This window comes from Acidovorax sp. LjRoot117 (genome assembly GCF_964252695.1).
Classification (GTDB): Bacteria; Pseudomonadota; Gammaproteobacteria; order Burkholderiales; family Burkholderiaceae_C; genus Acidovorax.
The window spans coordinates 123,069-148,744 of the sequence record NZ_CAXUPO020000007.1 but is presented as its reverse complement, the minus strand read 5'-3'; the positions used below and the strand labels follow the sequence as shown (position 1 = coordinate 148,744).

At 67.8% G+C, this 25,676-nt stretch carries 22 protein-coding genes; 16 read left to right on the top strand and 6 right to left on the bottom strand.

All coding sequences use genetic code 11. From position 1 onward, the window contains the following. Positions 1–92 precede the first annotated feature (92 nt). The 11 genes from rpsA to ACSQ3D_RS18490 all read left to right on the top strand — a co-directional run bounded on the left by rpsA (position 93) and on the right by ACSQ3D_RS18490 (position 10,941). Entirely contained in the window at positions 93–1,793 is a 1,701-nt protein-coding gene (gene rpsA, locus ACSQ3D_RS18540; protein WP_268751090.1) for a 30S ribosomal protein S1, read from the top strand. A gap of 156 nt (positions 1,794–1,949) precedes the next feature. Then, complete coding sequence (locus ACSQ3D_RS18535; RefSeq protein WP_056419323.1) at positions 1,950–2,276, top strand: integration host factor subunit beta; 327 nt, start codon at positions 1,950–1,952, stop codon at positions 2,274–2,276. Between the two features lie 176 nt (positions 2,277–2,452). Then, positions 2,453–2,782 (top strand): LapA family protein, encoded by a 330-nt coding sequence (locus ACSQ3D_RS18530; protein ID WP_436127865.1) that lies wholly within the window; start codon positions 2,453–2,455, stop codon positions 2,780–2,782. Beyond that, on the top strand, positions 2,772–3,929 hold the full coding sequence (gene lapB, locus ACSQ3D_RS18525; RefSeq protein ID WP_056419316.1) for a lipopolysaccharide assembly protein LapB: 1,158 nt from the start codon (positions 2,772–2,774) through the stop codon (positions 3,927–3,929). Before ACSQ3D_RS18530 ends, lapB begins: the two co-directional genes overlap by 11 nt. Before the next feature lie 78 nt (positions 3,930–4,007). After that, positions 4,008–4,442: a ComEA family DNA-binding protein gene (locus ACSQ3D_RS18520; protein WP_396504578.1), complete on the top strand. Its 435-nt coding sequence runs from the start codon at positions 4,008–4,010 to the stop codon at positions 4,440–4,442. Positions 4,443–4,558: 116 nt separating this feature from the next. Beyond that, positions 4,559–7,519, top strand: coding sequence for a monovalent cation/H+ antiporter subunit A (locus ACSQ3D_RS18515; RefSeq protein WP_436127864.1), 2,961 nt, complete (start codon positions 4,559–4,561; stop codon positions 7,517–7,519). Next, positions 7,510–7,875, top strand: coding sequence for a Na+/H+ antiporter subunit C (locus ACSQ3D_RS18510; protein ID WP_056419306.1), 366 nt, complete (start codon positions 7,510–7,512; stop codon positions 7,873–7,875). Before ACSQ3D_RS18515 ends, ACSQ3D_RS18510 begins: the two co-directional genes overlap by 10 nt. Before the next feature lie 159 nt (positions 7,876–8,034). Further along, positions 8,035–9,750, top strand: coding sequence for a monovalent cation/H+ antiporter subunit D (locus tag ACSQ3D_RS18505; RefSeq protein WP_436127863.1), 1,716 nt, complete (start codon positions 8,035–8,037; stop codon positions 9,748–9,750). Further along, entirely contained in the window at positions 9,747–10,265 is a 519-nt protein-coding gene (locus tag ACSQ3D_RS18500) for a Na+/H+ antiporter subunit E (RefSeq protein WP_056419300.1), read from the top strand. Before ACSQ3D_RS18505 ends, ACSQ3D_RS18500 begins: the two co-directional genes overlap by 4 nt. Then, positions 10,262–10,540: a K+/H+ antiporter subunit F gene (locus ACSQ3D_RS18495; protein ID WP_055402533.1), complete on the top strand. Its 279-nt coding sequence runs from the start codon at positions 10,262–10,264 to the stop codon at positions 10,538–10,540. The genes ACSQ3D_RS18500 and ACSQ3D_RS18495 overlap by 4 nt, the downstream gene beginning before the upstream one ends. After that, positions 10,537–10,941 (top strand): monovalent cation/H(+) antiporter subunit G, encoded by a 405-nt coding sequence (locus ACSQ3D_RS18490; protein ID WP_436127862.1) that lies wholly within the window; start codon positions 10,537–10,539, stop codon positions 10,939–10,941. Before ACSQ3D_RS18495 ends, ACSQ3D_RS18490 begins: the two co-directional genes overlap by 4 nt. 60 nt (positions 10,942–11,001) lie before the next feature. On the opposite strand, the gene ACSQ3D_RS18485 is transcribed toward ACSQ3D_RS18490, so the two are convergent. Both ACSQ3D_RS18485 and ACSQ3D_RS18480 read right to left on the bottom strand, forming a co-directional pair. Next, the gene (locus ACSQ3D_RS18485) at positions 11,002–14,664 is read right to left on the bottom strand and encodes a hydantoinase B/oxoprolinase family protein (RefSeq protein WP_436127861.1); all 3,663 of its coding nucleotides are present in this window, start codon (positions 14,662–14,664) and stop codon (positions 11,002–11,004) included. An 81-nt stretch (positions 14,665–14,745) separates the two neighbouring features. Then, entirely contained in the window at positions 14,746–15,276 is a 531-nt protein-coding gene (locus ACSQ3D_RS18480) for a winged helix DNA-binding protein (RefSeq protein ID WP_056165302.1), read from the bottom strand. A gap of 188 nt (positions 15,277–15,464) precedes the next feature. Between ACSQ3D_RS18480 and ACSQ3D_RS18475 the strand changes: the two genes are divergently transcribed. The 5 genes from ACSQ3D_RS18475 to ACSQ3D_RS18455 all read left to right on the top strand — a co-directional run bounded on the left by ACSQ3D_RS18475 (position 15,465) and on the right by ACSQ3D_RS18455 (position 20,098). Then, the gene (locus ACSQ3D_RS18475) at positions 15,465–16,481 is read left to right on the top strand and encodes a TRAP transporter substrate-binding protein (protein WP_056165300.1); all 1,017 of its coding nucleotides are present in this window, start codon (positions 15,465–15,467) and stop codon (positions 16,479–16,481) included. Between the two features lie 12 nt (positions 16,482–16,493). Beyond that, positions 16,494–17,030: a TRAP transporter small permease gene (locus tag ACSQ3D_RS18470; protein WP_056165298.1), complete on the top strand. Its 537-nt coding sequence runs from the start codon at positions 16,494–16,496 to the stop codon at positions 17,028–17,030. A 204-nt stretch (positions 17,031–17,234) separates the two neighbouring features. Further along, positions 17,235–18,545, top strand: a complete 1,311-nt coding sequence (locus ACSQ3D_RS18465; RefSeq protein ID WP_200912615.1) for a TRAP transporter large permease — start codon at positions 17,235–17,237, stop codon at positions 18,543–18,545. Between the two features lie 202 nt (positions 18,546–18,747). After that, entirely contained in the window at positions 18,748–19,134 is a 387-nt protein-coding gene (gene crcB / locus ACSQ3D_RS18460; protein WP_396504571.1) for a fluoride efflux transporter CrcB, read from the top strand. A gap of 100 nt (positions 19,135–19,234) precedes the next feature. Next, a complete protein-coding gene (locus ACSQ3D_RS18455) occupies positions 19,235–20,098 on the top strand; it encodes a TIGR00730 family Rossman fold protein (protein WP_436127860.1) in 864 nt (287 codons plus the stop codon). Between the two features lie 88 nt (positions 20,099–20,186). Here ACSQ3D_RS18455 and ACSQ3D_RS18450 read toward each other — a convergent pair whose 3' ends face one another. The 4 genes from ACSQ3D_RS18450 to rmuC form a co-directional block, all read right to left on the bottom strand. After that, entirely contained in the window at positions 20,187–21,191 is a 1,005-nt protein-coding gene (locus tag ACSQ3D_RS18450) for a FecR family protein (RefSeq protein ID WP_396504569.1), read from the bottom strand. 11 nt (positions 21,192–21,202) lie between these two features. Beyond that, the gene (locus tag ACSQ3D_RS18445; RefSeq protein ID WP_436127859.1) at positions 21,203–22,540 is read right to left on the bottom strand and encodes a surface lipoprotein assembly modifier; all 1,338 of its coding nucleotides are present in this window, start codon (positions 22,538–22,540) and stop codon (positions 21,203–21,205) included. A gap of 119 nt (positions 22,541–22,659) precedes the next feature. After that, positions 22,660–23,868 carry an MFS transporter gene (locus ACSQ3D_RS18440; RefSeq protein WP_056419279.1) on the bottom strand — a complete coding sequence of 403 codons (1,209 nt, stop codon included), beginning with the start codon at positions 23,866–23,868 and terminating at the stop codon, positions 22,660–22,662. After that, positions 23,865–25,607, bottom strand: a complete 1,743-nt coding sequence (gene rmuC / locus ACSQ3D_RS18435) for a DNA recombination protein RmuC (protein ID WP_436127858.1) — start codon at positions 25,605–25,607, stop codon at positions 23,865–23,867. The genes ACSQ3D_RS18440 and rmuC overlap by 4 nt, the downstream gene beginning before the upstream one ends. Positions 25,608–25,676 lie beyond the last annotated feature (69 nt).

Below are 25,676 nucleotides of genomic sequence, written 5' to 3'. Positions count from 1 at the left end.
TGTGGATCGATAACCTAACCGCGGTTCTACCGCAAAAAACCACCGCAAGCAGCTATAAAAACGACAGCAATGGTGCTGCCGGAATCCTGTTTGTGGCAAGGAAACACATGTCCGAATCTTTTGCCGCCCTTTTTGAAGAATCCCTGCAGCGTACGGAAATGCGCCCAGGCGAAGTGATCACCGCTGAAGTCGTGCGCGTCGAGCACAACTTCGTCGTGGTCAACGCCGGCCTCAAGTCCGAAGCCTACGTGCCGCTGGAAGAGTTCAAGAACGACAAGGGCGAAGTCGAAGTCCAAGTGGGTGACTTCGTGTCGGTGGCCATTGGCTCCATCGAAAACGGCTACGGCGACACCATCCTGTCGCGCGACACCGCCAAGCGCCTCGCTTCGTGGATGAGCCTGGAAAAGGCCCTGGAATCCGGCGAATTCGTCACCGGCACGACCAGCGGCAAGGTCAAGGGCGGCCTCACCGTCCTGGTCAACGGCATCCGCGCATTCCTGCCCGGTTCGCTGATCGATACGCGTCCGATCAAGGATCTGACGCCGTACGAAAACAAGACCATGGAATTCAAGGTCATCAAGCTCGACCGCAAGCGCAACAACGTGGTGCTGAGCCGCCGCGCCGTGGTGGAAGCCTCCATGGGCGAAGAGCGCGCCAAGCTGATGGAAACCCTCAAGGAAGGCTCCATCGTTCAAGGCGTGGTCAAGAACATCACCGAATACGGTGCGTTCGTGGACCTGGGCGGCATCGACGGCCTGCTGCACATCACCGACATGGCATGGCGCCGCGTGCGTCACCCCTCTGAAGTGGTGACGGCTGGCCAGGAAATCACTGCCAAGATCCTGAAGTTCGACACCGAGAAGAACCGTGTCTCGCTGGGTCTGAAGCAAATGGGCGACGACCCATGGATGGGCGTGAACCGCCGCTACCCCCAAGGCACCCGCCTGTTCGGCAAGATCACGAACATCGCCGACTACGGCGCATTCGTGGAACTCGAACCCGGCATCGAAGGCCTGGTGCACGTCTCCGAAATGGACTGGACCAACAAGAACATCGCTCCCGCCAAGCTGGTTTCGCTGGGCGACGAAGTCGAAGTCATGGTCCTGGAAATCGACGAAGACAAGCGCCGCATCAGCCTGGGCATGAAGCAGTGCAAGGCCAACCCATGGCAAGAATTCGCACAGGACACCAAGCGCGGCGACCGCGTCAAGGGTCCTATCAAGTCGATCACCGACTTCGGCGTGTTCGTGGGCCTGGCTGCCGGCATCGACGGCCTGGTGCACCTGTCCGACCTCTCGTGGAACGAACCCGGCGAAGCCGCTGTTCGCAACTACAAGAAGGGCCAGGAAGTGGAAGCCATCGTGCTGGCCGTGGACGTGGACCGCGAACGCATCTCGCTGGGCATCAAGCAGCTGGACGGCGACCCATTCACGACCTTCGTGACCGTGAACGACAAGGGCCAGACGGTGACCGGCAAGGTCAAGACCGTGGACGCCCGTGGCGCTGAAATCGACCTCGGCGAAGACATCGTGGGCTACCTGCGCGCTTCGGAAATCTCCCGCGACCGCGTGGAAGATGCCCGCAACGTGCTCAAGGAAGGCGACGAAGTCACGGCCGTGGTGGTCAATGTGGATCGCAAGACCCGCAACATCCAGCTGTCGATCAAGCAAAAGGACATGGCCGACGAGCAAGGCGCAATGGCCAGCCTGAGCCAGCAATCGAGCCGCGAAAGCGCCGGCACGACCAGCCTGGGCGCCCTGCTGCGCGCCAAGCTGGACAACTCGGAAAAGTAAGACACTGACCCGACGACAGGCCCGCGCACGATGTGATCCATTCGTGCAGGGGCCTGGCCGTCAACGGTCAGACAGCGGGCGCCTCGGCGCCCGCTCTTTTTTCACGAAGAGAGATACCACCTGCCCACGGGCAGCCTGCCTATGTCCCAAGACTCCATGACCCGCTCAGACCTGGTTGAAGAACTGGCCGCACGATTCGGCCAGCTCACGCACCGCGATGCCGAATTCGCCGTCAAGACGATTCTGGACGCCGTGGGCGACGCGCTGGTGCGCGGACACCGCATCGAGATCCGGGGCTTTGGGAGCTTCTCGGTCAACCACCGCCCGCCCCGCATGGGCCGCAACCCCCGCAGCGGCGAAGCCGTGGCCATCCCGGAAAAACGCGTGCCGCATTTCAAGCCCGGAAAGGCCCTGCGCGAAGCCGTGGACAAGCGCACCGCAGAGATGGAAGAAGGCACGACGCCTGCCACCCATCAAATTTGATAGCAGCTTGCGCCGTACAGGCAAGCGGTAGCGGCTTTTTCAAGCATTACCAAATAGCCCGCCCTGCTCGGCAGGGCGGCGCATCGGCCCATCCACAATACCCAGCCGCCCCGCACCGCACGCATCCCGGCCACAGCGGGCTGGCTCTTAGAATCGCCCCACCACTGGGGAGACCGATGAAATACCTCCTGTGGCTGCTCAAGGCAGCCATTTTTTTTACGCTCTTCGCCTTCGCGCTGAACAACCAGCAGGATGCGACCGTGCATTTCTTTTTTGGCACCCAATGGCGCGCTCCGCTCGTGCTGGTGGTGCTGACCGCTTTCTCCGCCGGGCTCGCGGTGGGGGTGCTGGGCATGGTGCCCCGCTGGTGGCGCCACCGTGCAGCGGCACGGCGTGCGCAGGCCGGTGCCGGCAGCGCCACAACACCCGCCGCCGCCCCTGCGGCCACCAACACGCCGCCCGCGCCACCTCCACCGCCCGACCTGCCCTCCGTCCATGGAATTTGACCTGACCTGGATCCTGCTGGGCCTGCCCGTCGCCTTCGTGCTGGGCTGGCTGGCATCGCGCTTCGACCTGCGCCAGCTGCGTGCCGAAAACCGCCGCGCGCCCAAGGCCTACTTCAAGGGGCTGAACTTCCTGCTCAACGAGCAGCAGGACCAGGCCATCGACGCCTTCATCGAGGCTGTGCAGAACGACCCCGACACCTCGGAGCTGCACTTCGCCCTGGGCAACCTGTTTCGCCGCCGCGGCGAGTACGACCGCGCGGTGCGCGTGCACGAGCACCTGCTCTCGCGCGGCGACCTCTCGCGCACCGACCGCGAGCGCGCCCAGCACGCCCTGGCGCTCGACTTCCTCAAGGCCGGCCTGCTGGACCGCGCTGAAGACGCCCTGCACCGGCTGGAAGGCACGCCCTTCGAGGCCCAGGCCCGCCTGGCGCTGCTGGCCATCTACGAACGCTCGCGCGACTGGCCCCATGCCACCGCCATCGCGCGCAAGATGCACGATGCCGACCAGGGCGACTTCAGCACGCGGCAGGCGCACTACCTGTGCGAGCAGGGGCTGGCACTCAGTGCCCAGGGCGACCTCTCGGGCGCGCAGGCCTTGCTGGAGCAGGCCGTGGCCGCGGCGCCCGAGGCCGCGCGCGCGCGCATCGAGCTGGCCCGGCTGCAACGCCTGATGGGCCGGCCGGCCGAGGTCCTGACCACGCTGCGCACGCTGGGCGAGCGCAACCCTGCCGCCGTGCCCCTCGCGGCGCCGATGATGGTCGAGGCGGCCAACGCCACGCAGCGCGTGCCCGAGGTACAGGCACTGCTGCAGGCGCACTACGCACAGACGCCGTCGCTCGATGTGCTGGAAGCCCTGGTGGCCATGGAAGCCGCCGACGACGCCACGCGCGACACGGCCCGCCAGCGCTACGTGCAGCACCTGGACAAGGAGCGCTCGCTGGTCGCTGCGGCCAAATGGCTGGCTGGCGAGAAGCTGGAGCACGAAGAATTCCACCCGCAGGTCCAGCGGGCGCTGGAGCATGCGGTCAAGCCCCTCACCCGCTACCGCTGCGCGGCCTGCGGCTTCGAGGCGCGCCAGCATTTCTGGCAGTGCCCTGGCTGCCAGACCTGGGACAGCTACCCCGCCCGCCGCGTCGAAGAACTCTGACTGCGCAGCGCCGGCATCTGCGCCCCAGCCCTCCCTCCCCAACCCCACACAACCCAGCGGCCCCATCCCGCATCCACCATGCTGAAGAAACTGCTCACCCTCCTCGCCTCCCTGTGTGCCGCCGCCGCCTTTGCGGCCGTGGATGTGAACACCGCCACCGAAGCCGAGCTCGACGGCATCAAGGGCATCGGGCCGGGTCTGTCCAGCCGCATCCTCGACGAGCGCCGCAGCGCGCCCTTCAAGGACTGGAGCGACTTCATCGGCCGCGTGGGCGGCGTGGGCAACAAGAGCGCCGTGAACTTCTCCAAGGAAGGCCTCACCGTCAACGGCAAGAAGTACAGCGCCGCAGCCGCCGCCAAGGCCGAGGCCAAGAGCCACGGCGCCCACAGCAAGAAACAGGCAGGCGCCGCGCAAGATGCCAAGCCCCGCGGCAGCGCAGCGCAGGCCGACTCCGCCACGCCAGCAGCGGCAGCCCCGGCGCCCGCGCCGACAGCCAGCGCTAGCAAAAACTAAGCACGCTCCCCAAGCTGCAAGCCCGCCGCCGCGGGCTTGTTTTTTTTGCGCCAACGTTCGCGCAACGGCCGGCTTCAGGCAGGGTCTTTGAAAGCTGCCCCTAAAATCGTTGGGGCATGCCCCTGATCACCCTCATCCTCCTCCCCTTCATCGGCAGCCTGCTGGCGGCAGTGCTGCCTGCCAATGCCCGCAATACTGAGTCCACGCTGGCGGGTTTGATCGCCGTGTTCTGCACCGTGCAGGTGGCGCTGTGTTTTCCGCAGATCGCGGACGGCGGCGTGCTCCGGCAAGACATCGAGTGGCTGCCCGCCCTGGGCCTGAACCTCGTCATCCGCATGGATGGCTTTGCCTGGATGTTCTGCATGCTGGTGCTGGGCGTGGGCAGCCTGGTGGTGCTGTACGCGCGCTACTACATGTCGGCGGCCGACCCGGTGCCGCGCTTCTTCTCGTTCTTTCTGGCGTTCATGGGCGCCATGGTCGGCGTGGTGCTGTCGGGCAACATCATCCAGATCGCATTCTTCTGGGAGCTGACCAGCCTGTTCTCGTTCCTGCTGATCGGATACTGGCACCACCGCAAGGATGCGCGGCGCGGCGCGCGCATGGCGCTCACCGTGACCGGCACCGGCGGCCTGGCCATGCTGGCGGGCATGCTGGTGCTGGGCCACATCGTGGGCAGCTATGACCTGGACCACGTGCTCACGGCGGGCCAGCTCATCCAGAGCCACCCGCTGTACACCACGGCGCTGGTGCTGATCCTGCTGGGCGCGCTGACCAAGAGCGCGCAGTTCCCCTTCCACTTCTGGCTGCCCAATGCCATGGCCGCGCCCACGCCGGTGTCGGCGTACCTGCACTCGGCCACCATGGTCAAGGCAGGTGTGTTTCTGCTGGCGCGCCTGTGGCCGGCGCTGGCGGGCACGGAGCAATGGTTCTGGCTGGTGGGCGGCGCGGGCCTGTGCACGCTGCTGGTGGGCGGCTACGCGGCCATGTTCCAGAACGACCTCAAGGGGCTGCTCGCGTATTCGACCATTTCGCACCTGGGCCTCATCACCCTGCTGCTGGGCCTGAACAGCCCGCTGGCCGCCGTGGCGGCCGTGTTCCACATCATGAACCACGCGACCTTCAAGGCCTCGCTCTTCATGGCCGTGGGCATCGTGGACCATGAAAGCGGCACGCGCGACATCCGGCGCCTGTCGGGCCTGCGCCGGATGATGCCCATCACCTCCACGCTGGCCATGGTGGCCAGTGCGGCCATGGCGGGCGTTCCGCTGCTCAACGGCTTCTTGTCCAAGGAAATGTTCTTTGCCGAAACCGTGTACGTGAACACGACACCCCTGCTCGAATGGCTGCTGCCCGTGGCGGCCACCATCGCAGGCGTGTTCAGCGTGGCGTACTCGCTGCGCTTCACGGTGGACGTGTTCTGGGGCCCCGCAGCCACCGACCTGCCGCGCGAGCCGCACGAGCCCCCGCACTGGATGCGCGTGCCGGTGGAGCTGCTGGTGCTGGCCTGCCTGGTGGTGGGGGTGCTGCCGGCCTGGTCCGTGGGCGCGTACCTGGCCGCCGCAGCCCGGCCGGTGGTGGGGGGCGAGCTGCCCGTCTACAGCCTGGCTGTCTGGCACGGGTTCAACACGCCCTTCGTGATGAGCCTGATCGCCCTGGGCGGCGGCATTGCGCTGTATGCGCTGCTGCGCCGCCAGCGCGAGAAGGGCACGGTCGACGCACCGCCGCTCATGTACCGCATCAGCGGGCAGCGCGTGTTCGAGCACACGCTGGCCCTGGTCAGCCAGGCGGGGCGCCATGGCCGCCGCCTGCTGGGCACCGGGCGCCTGCAGTGGCAGATGCTATGGCTGGTGAGCGCCGCGCTGCTGGCCTGCGTACTGCCCCTGTGGTCGCGCGGCCTGCCGATCGGCGACCGCACGCAGCTGCCGCTGTCGCCCGCGTTCGCGCTGCTGTGGCTGCTGGGTGCGCTGTGCGCCATGGCGGCAGCCTGGCAGGCCAAGTACCACCGCCTGGCGGCCCTCACGCTGCTCGGTGGCGCGGGGTTGTGCGTGTGCCTGACCTTCCTGTGGTTTTCTGCGCCCGACCTGGCGCTCACGCAGATCGTGGTGGAGATCGTGACCACCATCCTCATCCTGCTGGGCCTGCGCTGGCTGCCCCGGCGCGATGAGACACTGCGCAAGCCCACGCTGGCCGAGGAGCGCCGCACCCAGCTGCGCCGCTACCGCGACATGGCCCTGGCACTGACCGCGGGCGCGGGCATGGCCCTGCTGTCGTTCGCGATGATGAGCCGGCCCTTCCCCGACAGCACCTCCACCTTCTTTCTCGAAAACGCGCTCAGCCGTGGCGGCGGCACCAACGTGGTCAACGTGATGCTGGTGGACTTTCGGGGCTTCGACACCTTTGGCGAGATCGTCGTGCTGGGCATCGTGGCGCTCACGGTGTATGCGCTGCTGCGGCGCTTTCGCCCTGCGCGCGAGGTGATGGACCTGCCCGCACAGCAGCGCGCGCTGCCGGCCGACGTGGACACCGACCTGTCCAACCCGCGCCAGACGGCCGACACCGCCGTGGGCTACCTCATGGTGCCCGCCGTGCTGGTGCGCCTGATGCTGCCGTTCGCCACCCTGGTGTCCATGTACCTCTTCATGCGCGGGCACAACGAGCCCGGTGGCGGCTTCGTGGCGGGGCTGGTGTTCTCGGTGGCGCTGCTGCTGCAGTACATCGTCTCGGGCACCTCGTGGGTGGAGGCGCACCTGCCCCTGTACCCGCGCCGCTGGATCGGCGTGGGCCTGCTGGCCGCGCTGGCCACGGGCCTGGGCGCCTGGGTGTGGGGCTACCCCTTCCTGACCAGCCACACGGCCCACCTGCACCTGCCCTTCGTGGGCGAGGTGCACGTGGCCAGCGCGCTGTTCTTCGACATCGGCGTGTTCACCCTGGTGGTGGGCTCGACCATGCTCATCCTCACCGGCATCGCCCACCAGTCGGTGCGCAGCCACCGCTACAACAACGCGCGCCCTGCCGAAGAGGCACAGGCCGCCGAACCATCCGCCGTCGCAACGCAGGGAGAAGGCCCATGGAACTGATACTGGCCCTGGCCATCGGCGTGCTCACGGGATCGGGCGTGTGGTTGCTGCTGCGGCCCCGCACCTTCCAGATCATCATGGGGTTGTCGCTGCTGTCGTACGCCGTCAATTTGTTCATCTTCAGCATGGGCCGCCTGGGCCTGGCCATCGACAAGGAGCCCGTGCTGCAGCCCGGCCTGCCCAAGGACCTGGCCCACTACGCCGACCCCATGCCACAGGCGCTGACGCTCACCGCCATCGTCATCGGCTTTGCCATGACCGCGCTGTTCCTGGTGGTGCTGCTCGCATCGCGCGGCATGGCCGGCACCGACCATGTGGATGGGACCAAGGGCAAAGACGTGCAGGAAATGCCATGATGAAGAACACCCCCCTGAGCGGCTTCGCCGCTTCCCCCCGCTCTCGCAGCGCTGCGCGCTGCGGGCAGGGGGACGCAGCCCTCGCTGCCGGGCGGCCCTTGCCAGGCTGCCCTGGCGCGGTGCGTGCCAGTTTCGTGCGCAGCGGCCTGGACAAATGACATGACATTCACAGGATTTTTACTTGACCGGGTCATGCCGCACCTGATCCTCGCGCCCATCGCGCTGCCCATGCTCACGGCCGGGCTGATGCTGCTGTTGCGCGAAGAGCGCCAGCGCACCAAGGTCACGCTGAACATCGTCTCGACGCTGATGGGCCTGGTGATCGCGGTGCTGCTGCTGATACAGGCCAAGGACCCCGGGCTGCCGGGCAGCCTGGGCGTGTACCTGCCGGGCAACTGGCCTGCGCCCTTCGGCATCGTGCTCGCCGTGGATCGTCTGTCGGCCATGATGCTGGTGCTGTGCAGCACCGTGGCGCTGGCCACCGTGCTGTTTTCGGCGGCGCGCTGGCACCGGGCGGGGGTGCACTTCCACCCGCTGTTCCAGTTCCAGCTCATGGGGCTGGCGGGCGCGTTCCTCACGGCCGACCTGTTCAACCTGTTCGTGTTCTTCGAGATCATGCTGGCCGCTTCCTACGGTCTGCTGCTGCACGGCTCGGGGCGCCCGCGTGTGTCGGCGGGGCTGCACTACATCGCCATCAACCTCGCGGCGTCTTCGCTGTTCCTGATCGGCGTGTCCATGCTGTACGGCATCACCGGCACGCTCAACATGGCCGACCTGGCGCGCAGCATCGCCGGGGTGGCAGCCTCCGACCGCGGCCTGCTGCATGCAGCGGCAGCCATCCTGGCCGTGGCGTTTCTCATCAAGGCTGCCGTGTGGCCGCTCAACTTCTGGCTGGTGCCAGCGTACAGCGCGGCCACCGCGCCCGTGGGCGCGCTGTTCGCATTGATGACCAAGGTGGGCGTGTACAGCGTGCTGCGCCTGTGGACGCTGCTGTTCGGCGCCGAGGCAGGCGATTCGGCCCAGTTCGGCAGCCAGTGGCTCATCGGGGGCGGCATGCTGACCATGGCGTTCGGCGCCATCGGCATGCTGGGCTCGCAGCGGCTGGGGCATCTGGCCGGGTTCTCGGCCATCCTGTCGTCGGGCACGCTGCTGGCGGCCGTGGGCTTCGGCCAGAACCTGCTCACGGCCGGGCTGCTGTACTACCTGCTCAGCTCCACGCTGGCCGTGAGCGCGCTGTTCCTGCTGACCGACCTGATCGACCGCTGGCGCAACGATGGCTCCAACCTGGCCGCGTACGAGCAGACGGACGATGCGCCTTTTCTGTCGGCCGACCTGGTGCCCACCGACGGCATCAACCTGGACGACCGCGAAGAAGAACTCATCGGCCAGGTGATCCCGGCCGCCGTGGCCTTCCTGGGCCTGGCCTTCATGGCCTGCACGCTCGTCATCGCGGGCCTGCCGCCGCTGCCGGGATTCGTGGGCAAGTTCGCCATGATCCATGCGCTACTCAACCCGCTGGGGCTGGCCTCGTCGCAAGGGTTCCACCTGGGCGCGGAAGGCTGGGCGCTGGTGGCGCTGCTCATCGGCTCGGGCCTGCTGGCGCTGCTGGCGCTGACCCGCGCGGGCATCCGCCATTTCTGGGCGGCGCATGACCGCACCGTGCCCAAGCTGCTGGTGCTGGAAGGCCTGCCCATTGCCCTGCTGCTCACGGCCTGCGCTGTGCTGGTGTGGCAGGCCGGCGCGGTGATGCGCTACACCCAGGCCACTGCCGACGCGCTGCACGCACCCGCGGGCTACGTGCGCGCCGTGATGACGGCCGAGCCCGTGCCCAACCCACCCCAGCCTGCCGCCATGCCCGGGAGCAGCACGCCATGAAGCCATCGCGCACATACCAACGCCCTCTCAAGCGCCTGGTGCCCGCGCCGCTGCTGTCGCTGGCGCTGCTGGGCCTGTGGCTGCTGCTCAATCGCAGCCTGAGCGCAGGGCACTTCGTGCTGGGCGGCGTGCTCGCGCTCGCCATACCGCTGCTCACGGCGGGGCTGCGACCGCTGCCGGTGCGCATCCGCAAGCCCGGTGCGGTGCTGCGCCTGGCGTTCACGGTGGTGGCCGACACCACGCGCTCCAACCTGGCGGTGGCGCGCCTGCTGCTCGCACCGGGCCGCCGTCGGCATCCATCGGGCTTCGTGCACATCCCGCTCGACGTGCGGGACCCCAACGCGCTGGCCGTGCTGGCCATGATCGTCTGCATCACGCCCGGCACCGCCTGGGGCGAGCTGTCGCTGGACCGCAGCGTGCTGCTGCTGCATGTGCTGGAGCTGGACGACCCCGCCCAGGTCATCGCCGATGTGAAGCAGCGCTACGAAGCCCCCCTCATGGAGATCTTTGAATGACGCCTATCCTCGACTGGGCCTTGCCGATCGCCCTGTTCATGCTGGCCCTGGCCATGGGCTGCGCACTGATCCGTTTGCTCAAGGGCCCCTCGGCGCAGGACCGCGTGCTGGCGCTCGACTGCATGTACCTGAGCGGCATGCTGGTGATGCTGGTGCTGGGCCTGCTGTACGGCAGCAAGAACTACTTCGAGGCCGCGCTGCTGCTGGCGCTGTTCAGCTTCGTGGGCTCCATGGCCATGGCCAAGTTTCTGCTGCGCGGCGAGGTGATCGAATGACGGACGCCGCCACCACCCTGCCCCTGTGGCTGGAGATCATCGTCGCCGTGCTGGTGCTGTCGGGCGCGGGCCTGGCATTGCTGGGCTCGTCGGGCCTGCTGCGCCTGCCCACGTTCTTCGAGCGGGTGCACGCGCCGTCCATCATCGCCACGCTGGGCTGCTGGCTGATCATGCACGGCACGGTGCTGTACTTCTCGGTGGCCGACCGCAGCCTGGCGCTGCATGCGCTGCTGATCGCCGTGTTCGTGGCGATCTCGGTGCCGATCATGTCGATCTTTCTGATGCGCGCGGCCCTGTTCCGGGCGCGCCAGATGGGGCATCCGCCGGTGCCACCCACGCTGAGCCAGCCCAAGCCCGAGGCCGAACCGGCATCGACAGCGCCCGAGGACGTGCGCGTCTGACGCTCCTGATTTGATAGCTGCTACCGCTTGCAAATCAAGCGGTAGCAGCCCATAGGACCCTTACTTCGAGCCCACGGCACCGAAGCCGCCGCCGCCTGGCGTGTGGATCTCGAACACATCGCCCGGCTGCATCTCGGCCTGGCCGATGTGGTCCAGCAGCTCGGTCTTGCCGTTGCTGCGCACCACCTTGTTGATGCCCACCGCGCCCGCGCTGCCGCCGGCCATACCGAAAGCGCCGTGGTGGCGGCCGTTGGACAGGATGCTGGCCGTCATGGGCTCGAGAAAGCGCACGCGGCGCACGCCGCCGTCGCCGCCCTTCCATTGACCCTCGCCGCCCGAGCCCTTGCGGATCTCGTAGCCCTCCAGCCGCACCGGAAACCGAAACTCCAGGATCTCCGGGTCCGTCAGGCGCGAGTTGGTCATGTGGCACTGCACCACGCTCGTGCCCGCAAAGCCACCGGTGAGCTGGCCCGCAGCATCCCACACGCCGCCCGCACCGCTGCCGCCCGAGATGGTCTCGTAGTACTGGTACTTCGCGCTGCCGAAGGTGAAGTTGTTCATGGTGCATTGCCCCGCCGCCATCAGCCCCAGCGCGCCGTACAGCGCGTTGGTGATGCAGGTGGAGGTCTCCACATTGCCCGCCACCACCGAGGCCGGCGGGTTGGGGTTGAGCATGGAGCCCGGCGGGATGATGACCTTGAGCGGTTTGAGGCACCCGGCGTTGAGCGGAATGTCGTCCTGCACCAGCGTGCGGAACACGTACAGCACCGCCGCCATGCACACCGCCGTGGGCGCGTTGAAGTTGTGCGTCTGCTGCGGGCTGGTGCCGGTGAAGTCGATCTCAGCGCTGCGGCTGGCCGCATCCACACGCACGGCCACGCTGATCTGCGCGCCGTTGTCCAGCGGCAGCGTGAACTGCCCGTCCTTCAAGCGTGTGATCACGCGGCGCACCGACTCCTCGGCGTTGTCCTGCACGTGGTTCATGTACGCCAGCACGACGGGCAGGCCGAACTCGCCCACCATGCGGCGCAGCTCCTGCTGGCCCTTTTCATTCGCGGCGATCTGCGCGCGCAGGTCGGCCATGTTCTGCTGCGGGTTGCGTGACGGGTATTCGCCGCTTTCCAGCAGCGCGATCATCTCTGCCTCGCGCAGCACGCCGCGCTCGACCAGCTTCACGTTGTTGATCTGCACGCCCTCTTCCTCGATGCGCGTCGAGAACGGCGGCATGGAACCCGGCGTGATGCCGCCCACATCCGCATGGTGGCCGCGGCTGCCGACGTAGAACGTGGGCTCGGCGTCGTCCTCCAGGTAGACCGGCGTGATGACCGTGATGTCGGGCAGGTGCGTGCCGCCGTGGTACGGGTCGTTCAGCACGAACACGTCGCCCGGCTGCATGCGGCCGGCGTTGTCACGGATCACCGTCTTGATGCTCTCGCCCATGGACCCCAGGTGCACCGGCATGTGCGGCGCGTTGGCGATCAGGTTGCCAGCCGTGTCGAACAGCGCGCAGCTGAAGTCCAGGCGCTCCTTGATGTTCACCGAGTACGCCGTGTTCTGCAGCTGCAGGCCCATCTGCTCGGCGATGTTCATGAACAGGTTGTTGAAGACTTCCAGCAGCACCGGGTCCACCGTGGTGCCCACGGCGTGCTGCACCGCGCGCGCCACGGTGCGGTCCAGCAGCAGGTGGTCCAGGTCGGTCAACTGCGCCTGCCAGCCGGGCTCGACGATGGTGGTGGCGTTCTTCTCGGCAATGATGGCCGGGCCGGGGATCACATCGCCCGGGCGCAGGTCCTCGCGCACCACCAGCAGGGCGCTGTGCCACGCGGGCACGCCATCGACCCCGCCGGTGTACATGCGCACCATGCCGCGGTGCGGCGTCTCGCGCGCAGGCTGCAGCGCGTGGCGCGGCTCCACGGGCGCGTCGCCGGGCACCACGGCCTCGACCGACACGGCCTCCACGACCAGGCCCTTGCCCTGCATCAGGAAAGCAAAGCGCTGGCGGTAAGCGCTTTCAAACGCCGCGATGATCTCGGACTGCGAACCGAAAGGGACGATGAGCGCCGAGTCGCTGCCCTCGTAGCGCACATGCACGCGCCGATGCACCACGGCCGTGCTGCTGCCGGCCTGCTGGCGCTCCAGTTCGGTGCGCGCGGTGGCGGCCAGGGCGTCCAGCGTGGCTTCGATGCCGGGCAATGCGTCCGGCGCCAGCTTGATTTCCACCGCCTGCTCACGGATCACGTTCTGGTCCGCCAGGCCCATGCCGTAGGCACTCAGCACGCCCGCCAGCGGGTGCACGAACACCCGCGTCATGCCCAGGGCGTCGGCCACCAGGCAGGCGTGCTGGCCGCCCGCGCCGCCAAAGCACTGCAGCGTGTAGCGCGTGACGTCGTAGCCGCGCGCCACGCTGATCTTCTTGATCGCGTTGGCCATCTGCTGCACGGCGATCTGGATGAAGCCGTGGGCCACATCCTCTTGCGAGCGGCCGCTTTGCACCGCCAGCTGCGCGAACTTCTGCGCCACCACGTCGCCGTCGAGCGCCTCGTTGGCCGCATGGCCGAACACGTGCGGGAAGTGTGCGGGCTGGATCTTGCCCACCATCACGTTCGCGTCCGTCACGGCCAGCGGGCCGCCGCGGCGGTAGCTGGCCGGGCCGGGGTTGGCGCCCGCGCTCTCGGGGCCCACGCGAAAGCGCGCACCGTCGAATCCCAATATGGAGCCGCCGCCGGCGGCCACGGTGTGGATGCTCATCATGGGCGCGCGCATGCGGACGCCCGCCACCTGGGTTTCGAACTCGCGCTCGAACGAGCCCGCGTAGTGGCTCACATCGGTGGACGTGCCGCCCATGTCGAAGCCGATGACCTTCGCGTGGCCCGCCAGCTCCGCCGTGCGCGCCATGCCCACGATGCCGCCGGCCGGGCCGGACAGGATGGCGTCCTTGCCCTGGAAGGTGCCCGCATCGGTAAGGCCACCGGACGACTGCATGAAGAACAGCTTGACGCCCGGCATCTCGCTGGCCACCTGGTCCACGTAGCGGCGCAGGATGGGCGAGAGGTATGCATCCACCACCGTGGTGTCGCCGCGGCTCACGAACTTCATCATGGGGCTGGTTTCGTGCGAGCTGCTCACCTGCGTGAAGCCCGCCTCGCGCGCCAGACGCGCTGCGGCCTGTTCGTGCGCGGTGTAGCGGTAGCCGTGCATGAACACGATGGCCACGCTGCGCAGGCCCGCGTCGTACGCGGCCCACAGGCGCTCCTTGAGGTGCGCTTCATCCAGCGGCTCGATCACCTCGCCCTGCGCGCCCACGCGCTCCTGCGCCTCGATCACGCGGCTGTAGAGCAGCTCGGGCAGCACGATGTGGCGGTCGAACAGGCGCGGGCGGTTCTGGTACGCAATGCGCAGCGCGTCCTTGAAGCCCCGCGTGGTGATGAGCAGCGTGGGCTCGCCCTTGCGCTCCAGCAGTGCATTGGTGGCCACGGTGGTGCCCATCTTCACGCACTCGACCTGTGCAGGCGTCACCGGCTCGCCGGGCTTCAAACCCAGCAGGTGGCGAATGCCGGCCACCGCAGCGTCCTTGTACTGCTCGGGGTTCTCGGACAGCAGCTTGTGGGTGACCAGCGTGAACGTGCCGTCCGATTCGGGCCGGCGGCCCACCACGTCGGTGAAGGTGCCTCCACGGTCGATCCAGAACTGCCAGCGGGACATGGGGGAAGGTTGATGGGACATTTGCTACTATTTTGATAGCTGCTGGCGCTTGTTCATCAAGCGGTAGGGCAGTTTTTTATTCAAACCACGGCGTGGCGGCAGTCACAGCGACGCCGCCGAGCGCGCCGCCTGGTCGTACATGCCCGACAGCACACGCAGCAACCGGGCCAGCTCGCCGATGTCGCGGTTCAGGGAGTCGTCGGCGTGCAACGCATCGATGAGGCAGCTCTCGCGGATTTCGCGGTAGCGCTGCACGTAGGCGCGGCCCACGTCAGTGGCGGCGTAGGTCACTTCCTTGCCGTTTTTCTGCGAAGCCACCACGCCCAGGTTCTGCAGCTTCTTGAGCGCGTAGTTCACCAGGTGCGTGTCCTCCACATTCATGATGAAGCAGATGTCGGCGAGGCGCTTGTCCCGTGCGCGGTGCGTGACATGGTGCAGCACCAGCACATCCAGTGGCGTGAGGTCTTTCAGGCCCGCCGCCGACATGCAGTGCGCCACCCAGCGGTGAAACGCGTTGCCCGCGACGATGAGTCCGAACTCGAACTCGCTCAGCTCCGCGCTCTGCGCGGACACCAGGTGCGCCGACGACACGATGGGGCCGGAATCGCCCTTGGCCTTGGAGCCGGATTTCATGATGGACAGCGAACCTTGTGGTGGACGGGAAAAACTGGCACGGGTTATGCAAGCCATTGTAGGCACCATGGCAATGATTTGTTGGCAATTTGTCAGCGTTTAGGCAAAACACCTATGTCGCCATGGGTTGATTTCTATACAGTCGCCGACAGTCCTTTCACCCCACGTCCTTACTTGCGGAGCTCTCCATGAAGCGTCGAATCCTCCCCGCCACAGCGCTTGGCCTGGCCCTGGCCTTCGGTTTCACCGCGTCCTCCGTGATGGCACAGACCAAGTGGGACCTGGCCGCCGCCTACCCCGTGAGCAACTTCCACACCGAGAACCTGATGCAGTTCGCCAAGGATGTGGATGCCGCATCGGCCGGCAAGCTCAAGATCACGGTGCACGCCAACGCCTCGCTGTTCAAGGCCAACGAAATCAAGCGCGCCGTGCAGGGCGGGCAGGCCCCGGCCGGTGAAGTGCTGCTGGGCAATTTCGAGAACGAGAACGCGCTGTACGGCGTGGACGGCATCCCCTTCCTGGCCACCTCGTATGCGGACTCCAGGCGCCTGTACGAAGCGCAAAAGCCCTACCTCGACAAGCTGCTGGGCACGCAGGGCATGAAGCTCCTGTACGCCGTGGCCTGGCCGCCGCAGGGCATCTATTCGAAGAAGGAACTGGCCTCGGTGGCCGACCTGCGCGGCATCAAGTGGCGCGCCTACAGTCCCGCCACCGCCAAGATCGCAGAGCTTATCGGCGCGCAGCCGGTGACCATCCAGGCCGCCGAGCTGTCGCAGGCGCTGGCAACGGGCGTGGTCGAGGCCACCATGACGTCGGGCTCCACCGGCTACGACAGCAAGATCTACGAAAGCATCAAGCTCTTTCACGACACGCAGGCCTGGCTGCCCAAGAACGCGGTCATCGTGAACAAGAAGGCTTTCGATGCGCTGGACAAGCCCAGCCAGGACGCATTGCTCAAGGCCTCGGCCGAGGCCGAGTCGCGCGGCTGGAAGCTCAGCGAGGAAAAGACCGAGTGGTACAAGAAGGCACTGATCGAAAAGGGCATGAAGATCGTGACGCCCGCGCCCAAGCTCATGGCCGACATGCGCCAGGTCGGCGAGATCATGCTGGCCGACTGGCTCAAGAAGGCCGGCCCGGACGGTGAAGCCATCGTCGCGAGCTACCGCAAGAGCAGTCCGGTCCCTGGCGTGCAGGCCAAGAAGTAGGCCCGCATCCATATGCTGCGCCGCTGGCTCGACCGCCTCTACCTTGCCGCAGGCGCCCTGGGCGCTGCGTTCATCGCCCTCATCTGCATCCTCATGATCGCGCAGAGCATCATGCGCGAGGTGGGCCTGCGCACCGGCGCCATCAACGACATCGTGGCCTGGTTCTGCGCGGCCGCGGCTTTCTTTGCGATGGCCCATGCATTCAAGCACGGCGACTTCGTGCGCGTGACACTGCTGCTGGAAAAGCTGTCCCCGCGCCGCTGCCGCCAGCTGGAAGTCGTGTCGCTCGCCATCGCATCGGTGGCCGTGGGCTACCTGATGTGGGCGGCCTGCAGCTACACGTACGAGAGCTGGGAGTTCAACGACATCTCCCAGGGCCTGCTGCCCATGCCGCTGTGGATTCCGCAACTGAGCTTTGCGATCGGCTCGGTGCTGCTGTGGGTGGCGGTGGTGGATGAATTCATCATCGTGCTGCGCGGCGGCGTGCCGACCTTTGTGCGGGCGGTGGAAGAACGCCATGCCAAGGGTGACTTTTCGTCTGATATCTAGGAAGCCCCCGGAGGCGATGCGCGCCTTCGCCCTGAGGGGGGGACGCCTCCGGTGGCCCGGCGGAGCCGGTTCCACCGTGGCACTCGCGTTTGCCGCGCCAGTTTTTGCGGTGGGTGGGACGCGCGGCGCAATGACCGCGCGGTGTGAATACCGATAACAACAGGCTGCATCGCGCATCGCGCCCTGCAGTCCAGAAAGTTCGATATGGATATCTTGATGGTGGGTGGCGTGTTGCTGCTGCTCATGCTGGTGCTGCTGTCCGGTGGCGTGTGGATTGCGATGACGCTGGCGATCTGCGGGTGGGTGGGGCAGGCGTTCTTTACGTCCACGCAGCCGGCCAAGAATTTGTTCTCGGCGTTCTGGGAGAGCAATGCGAGCTGGGAGCTGGCCGCCCTGCCGCTGTTCATCTGGATGGGCGAAATCCTGTTTCGCACCAAGCTGTCCGAAGAGATGTTCGAAGGCCTGCGCCCCTGGCTCAACCGCGTTCCGGGGCGGCTGATGCACACCACCATCCTGGGCTGTGGCATCTTCGGGTCGGTGTCGGGCTCGTCGGCCGCCACCTGTGCCACCATCAGCAAGGTAGCCCTGCCCGAGCTGATGAAGCGCGGCTACGACGAGAAGCTGGCCCTCGGTTCGCTGGCCACGGCGGGCACGCTGGGCATTCTGATCCCGCCGTCGATCACCATGGTGGTGTATGCGGTGGCGGCCGATGCGTCCATCATCCGCATCTTCCTTGCGGGCTTTCTGCCGGGCATTTTGCTGATGCTGCTGTTCTCGGGCTACATCGGCTGGTGGAGCCTGCGCAACCCCGACAAGGTGCCCGCGGCCGACCCGCCCTCCACGCTGCGCGAGAAGATCCGCAAGTCCGGCAATCTGATCCCCGTGGGCGTGCTCATCGTCTTCATCGTGGCCGTGCTCATCACCGGCTACGCCACCGCCACCGAATGCGCGGCCTACGGCGTGGTGGGCTCGCTGGGGCTGGCGCTCTGGAGCCGCTCGCTCACCTGGCAGAACTTCAAGGACGGGCTGATGGGCACCACGCGCACCAGCTGCATGATCATGTTCATCCTGGCCGGTGCCGCGTTCCTCACCAAGACCATGGCCTTCACCGGCATCCCGCGCGAGCTGGCCGAGTGGGTCAACGCCATGCACCTGTCGCCGTTCGCGCTCATCAGCGTGCTGGTCATCGTGTACCTGGTGCTGGGCACGGCGCTCGACGGCATCAGCATGATCGTGCTGACCAGCGCGGTGGTGCTGCCCATGATCCAGCAGGCCGGGTTCGATTTGATCTGGTTCGGCATCTTCATCGTGCTGCTGGTCGAGATCGCCGAGGTCACGCCGCCGGTGGGTTTCAACCTCTTCGTGCTGCAGAACATGACGGGCAAGGACAGCAACACGATTGCGCGCGCTGCGATTCCGTTCTTCCTGTGCCTGGTCGTGTGCATCGCGATCATCACGGTGTTCCCGCAGGTCGTGACGATCTTGCCGGACCTGGTGATGGGCAAGGAAAAGTAGCCCCCCTGAGTCGCTTCGCGCCTTCCCCCCAAGGGGGACGCCTCCAGTGGCCCGGCGAAGCCGGTTCCACGGTGGCGCTGGCCGGGGTTGCGTCCCAGGCTGACGGTGGATGGCGGGTCGCGCAGCCGTGGCCACGGCACAGACCGGCTGAACACAGCATCGCCGACAATACGGCCCTTCGTTTCTCCGGAGTCATCGCACCATGCTTGCAGTCGTGGCCATCTGTATCGGTGCCAGCGTGGGTGCGCTGGCGCGCTGGCGGCTCGGTATCTGGCTCAACACGGCGGGAGCCCTGCTGCCGTGGGGCACGCTGGCGGCCAACCTGATCGGGGGGTACCTGGTGGGGGTCTGCGTGGCGGTGTTCCAGTCGCTGCCGCAGCTCGACCCGGTGTGGCGCCTGGCGCTCGTCACCGGGTTTCTGGGCGGGCTCACCACGTTCTCCAGCTTCTCGGCCGAGGTGGTGGGCATGCTGCAGCAGCAGCGTTATCTGCTGGCGCTGGGCACGACCGCAGTGCATTTGCTCGGCTCGCTCACACTCACGGTGCTGGGCATCCACAGCGCTACCCTTTTGATAGCTGCACGCGCTTGATCCTGCGTGATAATCAAGCGCAACGCTCATCTCCACCCACGTTCAACTACTGCCGACCTGCGCCTGTGCGAGGGCCTGCAGCGCTTTTTTCTGACTTGCCATGGACGCCAATACCCAACTCAACGAACGCCGCCTGGCCGATGCCTGGGCGGAGCTGCAAAGCCACGCCGCCAGCGGCAACCCGCTGCACGCCGATGCCTACCGCCTCGCGTTCGCCGACCCTGAATTCCTGTTCCGCCGCGAGACCCGCGGCATCCGCTTCCAGCTGGAGATGCTCAAGCCCGACCTGGGCCAGATCGAGCAAGGCATCGAGAACACCGTGGTCGTGTACGGCAGCGCCCGCTTCATCGCCCCCGACGAAGCCGACGCCCAGTTGCTCGAAGCCGAGGCCAGCGGCGACGACGTGCGCCTGCAGCGCGCGCGCCTGGCGGTGCGCAACGCCAAGTACTACGACCTGGCCCGCCAGTTCGCCCGCGTGGTGGCCGAGCACAGCGAGCGCCAGCCGCCCGCAGACCGCATCTACATCTGCACCGGCGGCGGCCCCGGCATCATGGAGGCCGCCAACCGCGGCGCGCACGATGTGGGCGCCCTCAACGTGGGCCTGAACATCGCCCTGCCCCACGAGCAAAGCGGCAACCGCTTCATCTCGCCCACGCTGAGCTTCAAGTTCCACTACTTCGCGCTGCGCAAGATGCATTTCATGATGCGCGCCAAGGCGCTGGTGGCCTTCCCCGGCGGCTTCGGCACGCTGGACGAGCTGTTCGAAGTGCTCACGCTGGTGCAGACCAAGAAGGCCAAGCCCGTGCCCATCGTGCTGTTCGGCGCGGACTACTGGAAGCGCCTCATCGACTTCGAGGTGCTGGTCGAAGAAGGCACCATCTCGGCCCAGGACCTGGGCCTCTTTCACTACACCGACGACCCGCAGGAAGCGTGGGAGCTGATCAAGTCGTTCTACCAGCTGTGAACGGCTGAGCCCCTGGGCCTGCGGGCCCCTGCCCTTGCCATGCGCCCCCTGTCCGCACCACCCGCTGGTGCGTGCAGGGGCCGCCTCGTCAGCGGATCACCGGCGGCGGAGGCGGCACCGCGATCGGTGGCAGCACGATGATGGGCCGCACGATGGGCGGCAGCACGAAGATGGGTGGACGCGTGGCCGGCGGCGCGGGCGTGGTGGGCGCCGTCGTGGGCGGTGTCGTCGGTGGCGCACCGGTCACCGGCGGCCGCGTTGTCGGCGGCTGCGTGGGCGTGCCCGTGGTGGGGGGCGGCGGCGGGGTCGGGATGGACGGGTCCGGCGGCGGTGCCGTCGTCGTGGGCGGTGGTGGCGGCGGGGGCAGCGGCACCCCGGGCGCGGGCGGTGTGGGTGTGGTGGTGACGGGCGGCGGCACGGGGGCGACCGGCGTGGGCGCCAGGCGGCCGCTGCTGTTGAGCTCCTCGCCCACCGCAAACGGCACCGGTGGCGGCGGCAGCGGCAGCACGGCGCGCGTGTGGGTGTACAGCGGCAGCTGGTTGCTGGCCACCACACGCACCGATTCACCCGCCTTCACGCCCACGCAACCGGCCTCGGTGCACACCTCGATCTCGTCCTGCTCGCCCGACACCACCAGCTCGCCATCGGCATTGAAGGCGATGAGGAAGGCCGAGCCCCGGATGCCCACCACCGCCGTGGGCGTGGTCACCCGGTAGTTGCGCGGGTCGCGCTTGCCGATCAGGCCGGTGATGGCGCGCATGCCGCCGCGCAGCAGGTCCACGGCGAAATGGTCTTCGGCCGCGTTGCCGGCGTCGGCATAGCGCGTGACCGTGAATTGCGAGTCCGGGTAGAGCGCCACCAGCCCGCCGTCCGAAAAACGGATCTGCGCACGGCCCGCGGCACCGGTCACGACGACATCGCCGCTTTCGACCTCGGCGCCTTTGGCCACCGGCGCCTGCGCGGAGCCTCGGCGCAACTGCACGTCGCCCGCCACGAACTGGACCAGGCCGGCGGCGGCCAGGCCCTGCAGGGGCCACGCGGCCGCCACGGCCAGCCACAGCGCCAGCCGGGAAGAAGGAAATTGGGACGGCATCAGGAACTCCCTCAGAACTCGCGCCGCACGGTGACGGAAAACACCCGGCGGTCGTAATCGGTGATGGGCAGCGTGGACGCATTGCGCGTGACGGCCCACTGCGGCGTGATGCGCCAGCCGGGCGCGGGCAGCCAGGACACGCCCAGCACGCCATAGGTCTGGCGGTCGCGGCGCGTCACGCCGAAGAAAGGGTCTGTGGCCCCGTAGCGGCGGCGCTCGTGATTGAGGTGCACGAAGGCCGCCCAGTCGGCCGTGATGGCCCACTGCACGCCGGCCCGCAGCCCCGCCAGGTGGTGCCCCAGGTTGTCCACATCGCTGGCCCGGGGGTTCTCCTGCCCGGCGTAGAGGCCCGCGTAGTAAAGGCTGCCGTTGCGCAGCACATGGACATACGAGGTGCCGCCCACGGTGCGCCGGGCGTTGCGCAGCGACTGCGTGGGATAGCGCAGGTCCTGCACCTGCAGGAAGGTGTCCCATTGGCGAAAGCCGTCGAGCCGGTAGATCCACTCGCCCACCACGCCGCCGATGTTGCGCAGCGTGTCGCCATCGAGCCGGTAGGTCGCGCCCTGCGCGCTCAGCATCCACTCGTGGCGCTCCACGCGGTAGGCCACGCCCGCGCTGGCGTCGAGCTGCGCGCTGTCGTAGGGCTTGCCGGCATCGGAATACCCCCGCGCCTCGGCGGTGGCCGCGCCGATCAGCGACCAGCGCGCATCCAGCACATGCCGCCCACGGATATTGCCCAGCACGGCGGCATACGACGCACGCTGCGCCTCGGCGCCCGGGGCCAGCGACCAGGCCGGCGTGCCGGGCGGCGACAGCGCAGGCGCATTCAGGTCGGGCCCGGCATTGGCATTGGAGTCGCGGCCCACGGTCAGCTCGACATGGCCCTTCCAGGTGGAGCGGCCTTGGTGGCCCAGGCGGTCGTAGGACACCAGAAACTGGTCGATGCTGAGCGCAGCGTCTACCGGGATGCCGGCGGCACGAACGCGCTCGGAGACGGCGTTGGCACCTTGCTTGTCGCCCACCGCGTGCAGTGCGCGCCCCAGCTCCCACTGGGCTTCGGTGTTGCCGGGCTGCGCCGCCACCACCCGCTCCCACGCCAGCACGGCACGGCTGTACTGGCCTGCTGCATGGGCGGCACGGCCCATGGCCGCGTCGAATGCCGGGTCGCCGGCGCGCGTGGCCTCCTGGGCATCCAGCGCCTCGAAGGCGCGCCGGGCGTCGCCCTGCTGCAGCCAGGCCTGCGCCTGGCCCAGCACGTCGTCCGCATGCACGAAAGACCCGGGGGCCGCCACCAGAAACGGCAGCACGGCCAGGCGGCGCACGTGCCAGGACCAGGTTGGAACGTTCATCTCAGCCCCCTCTGTCGAATGGGGCGAATCTACTACGTTTCACGCCGCTTGCTCAGCCCCTCAAGCCCTGATTGCCACGCGGCGCGCAATACCGCACGAAAACCCATCCCGGTGGACGTTCAGCTGCCGTTTCCCGAGTCCTTGTGCGCCTGCGCGGGCTCGGACGGCGCCACCGTCAGCAGCCACGCCAGGCGCGTGCCGCCCGCCACGATCGCCCCGACGCCCCAAAACAGCCCGCCGACCCCGATCAGCGCCCCGGCCGACCCGAAGATGAGCGGCATGAGCACGCTCGACGCATTGATCGCCATCAGCCGCAGGCCCAGGGCCTCGCCGTGGCGGTGCGACGGCGTGATCTGGTGCAGCAGGCTCATCACCATGGGCTGGGCCGAGCCCAGCGCAAAGCCCAGCAGCACCGAGCACAGGCCCATGCCCAGCGCGCTGCCCAGCAGCGGGTAGATGCAAAACAGCACCGTGGTGGACACCATGGCGCCCGCCAGCACCACCCGTTCGCTCAGGCTCGACGCCACCATGGGCATGAGCATGCGGATCACCGTGGCGGCAATGGCGAACGCGCCCAGGATGGTGCCGATGACCGACGCCGACAGGCCGCGCTCGTGCCCCAGCAGCGGCACCACGAAGGCGTGCACATCCCAGCACGAGGACAGCAGCCAGTTGACGATGAGCAGGCGCCTGAAGGGCACGTCGCCCAGCAGGTCCCAGGCGCGGCGTGGAACGCCGTCGTTGGCCGCGACCACGGGCGGAAATTCCACCGTGGTGCGCACGCACACCCAGGACAGCAGCGGCAGCACGGCCAGCAGCGCGAACGCGCCCCGGTAGCCCTCGATGCTGCCGGGCACCCGGCCCACGTGGTCGATCATGAGGCCCGCCAGAAAGGGGCCGATGAAGTTGGACACCGCCGGCCCGATGGCCAGCCAGCTGAACACCTGCCGCAGCTGCGTGGTGTCGTGCACCGCGCGGCCCACGTGGCGCTGCACCGCAATGGTGGCCGCACCGGCCGCCCCGCCCGTCATCAACGCGGTGATGCACAGCACCGGAAACACCGGGAACAGCATGGCCAGCGCCGCGCCCGTGGCGGCCAGGGCCACGGAATAGCCCACCGGCCGCTTGAGCCCGTGGCGGTCCGCATAGCGCCCGGCCGGCAGCGCCAGGAACACCTGCGTGAGCGCGAACAGCGCCACCAGCAGGCCCACCGCCGCGGCGCCGTAGCCTTCGCGCAGGGCCAGCAACGGGGCCGCCAGCCGCATGCCGGCCATGCAGGCGTGCACGCAGACCTGCCCGGCAATCAGGCGTGCCAGGTTGCGGTTCATGGCAGGTCGTCCTCCAGGTCGAGGCCCGGCAGCGCGGCCGTGCCGGTGTCCGCTGCCGGCACGGCGGGTGCTCCGAGACCGGTGGATGCGTTGGGTGCGGGCAGTTCCTGCACGTCGCGCAGCTTGCGCTGCAGGGCGCGGGTGCGCACGCCCACGTCGTCGAACTTCTTGGCCGCCGCGTCGATGGACTTGCGGGCCGACTCGACGATCTCGCCGAACTTGGAGAACTCGGTCTTCACCGAACCGAGCACGCCCCACACTTCGGACGAGCGCTTTTCGATGGCCAGCGTCTTGAAGCCCATCTGCAGGCTGCTGAGCATGGCGGCCAGATTGGCGGGGCCGGTGATCATCACGCGGCAGTCGTTCTGCACCGCTTCGACCAGGCCGGGACGGCGGATGACTTCGGCGAACAGGCCCTCGGTGGGCAGGTACAGCACCGCGAAGTCGGTGGTGTGCGGTGGCGACACGTACTTGCTGAAGATCTTCTTCGCTTCGAGCTTGATCGAGGTCTCGAACGCATTGCCGGCCGATGCGATGGCGGGCTTGTCGGCCGCGTCCTGCGCGTCGAGCAGGCGCTGGTACTGCTCCACCGGGTACTTGGAATCGATGGGCAGCCACACGGGCTGCTCGTCGCCGCGGCCCGGCAGGCGGATGGCGAATTCGACCAGGTCGTCGCTGCCGGGCACGGCCTTGACGTTGCGCGCGAACTGGTCGGGCGTGAGCACGTTCTCGATGATGGCCCCGAGCTGCATTTCGCCCCACGTGCCGCGCGTCTTCACGTTGGTCATCACGCGCTTGAGGTCCCCCACGCTGCCGGCCAGGGTCTGCATCTCGCCCAGGCCCTTGTGCACCTGCTCCAGGCGGTCGCTCACGAGCTTGAAGGATTCGCCCAGGCGCTGCTCCAGCGTGGCGTGCAGCTTCTCGTCCACCGTGCGGCGCATCTCTTCGAGCTTGGCGGAGTTGTCGGTCTGGATGGCCGCCAGCCGTTCGTTGAGCGCCGTGCGCAGCTGCTCGGCGTTCTGCTGGCTGCCCTGCACCAGGCCCGCCAGTTGCTGCGACACCGCGTCCTGCAGCACGCCGAACTGGTGGCGGATCTGCTGGCCGTTGGCTTCGAGCTGGTCCTTGAGTGCGGTGGACACTGCGCCCAGCTGGGTGTGGATGTCGCTCTTGAGCGAATCGAGCGTGCCGCGCGTGGCGCCGGACAGGGCCTCGAAGCGCTCCTGGATGCGCTGCTCGAACAGCTGCGTGCTCTCGGCCAGCGCCTCGCGCGAGCGCTGGCTGTCGGACGCCAGGGACTGCGCGGTCTGCGTGAGCTCGGCACGGAACGCCGCCAGCGCATCCGACAGCTCCTTGCGCGCCAGCGCCGCCTCGGCCTGGCCCTGGGCCAGGCGCTGCTCCAGGCGCGCCTCGAAGGCACCGAAGGCCGCGAGCAGCTCGGCACGCCCGGTGCGCGATTCGCCCACCGCCTGCGACAGCCGCTCATCCACCGCGCCGCGCAACGCCTCCAGCTGGCGCTGCGTGGCCTGCGTGAAACCCGACAGTTGCTGGGCCAGCGACTCCACCGCGCCATCGTTGCGCGCCACGGCCAGCCGGGTGGCCTGGGCCAGGCTTTCCATCGCCTGCAGCCGGGCGATCCATTCGGCAGGCAGATTCACACTCGGGCGGCGCAGCAGGACGACAGCCAGCAGCACCACCACAACAGCCAGTGCGGCCAGCAGGACAAGGGTGTCGGTAGTCAAAATTTGATTACTATACTTTTGATAGCTGCCAGCGCTCATCCATCCAGCGGTAGCAGGTGTTTTTATTGA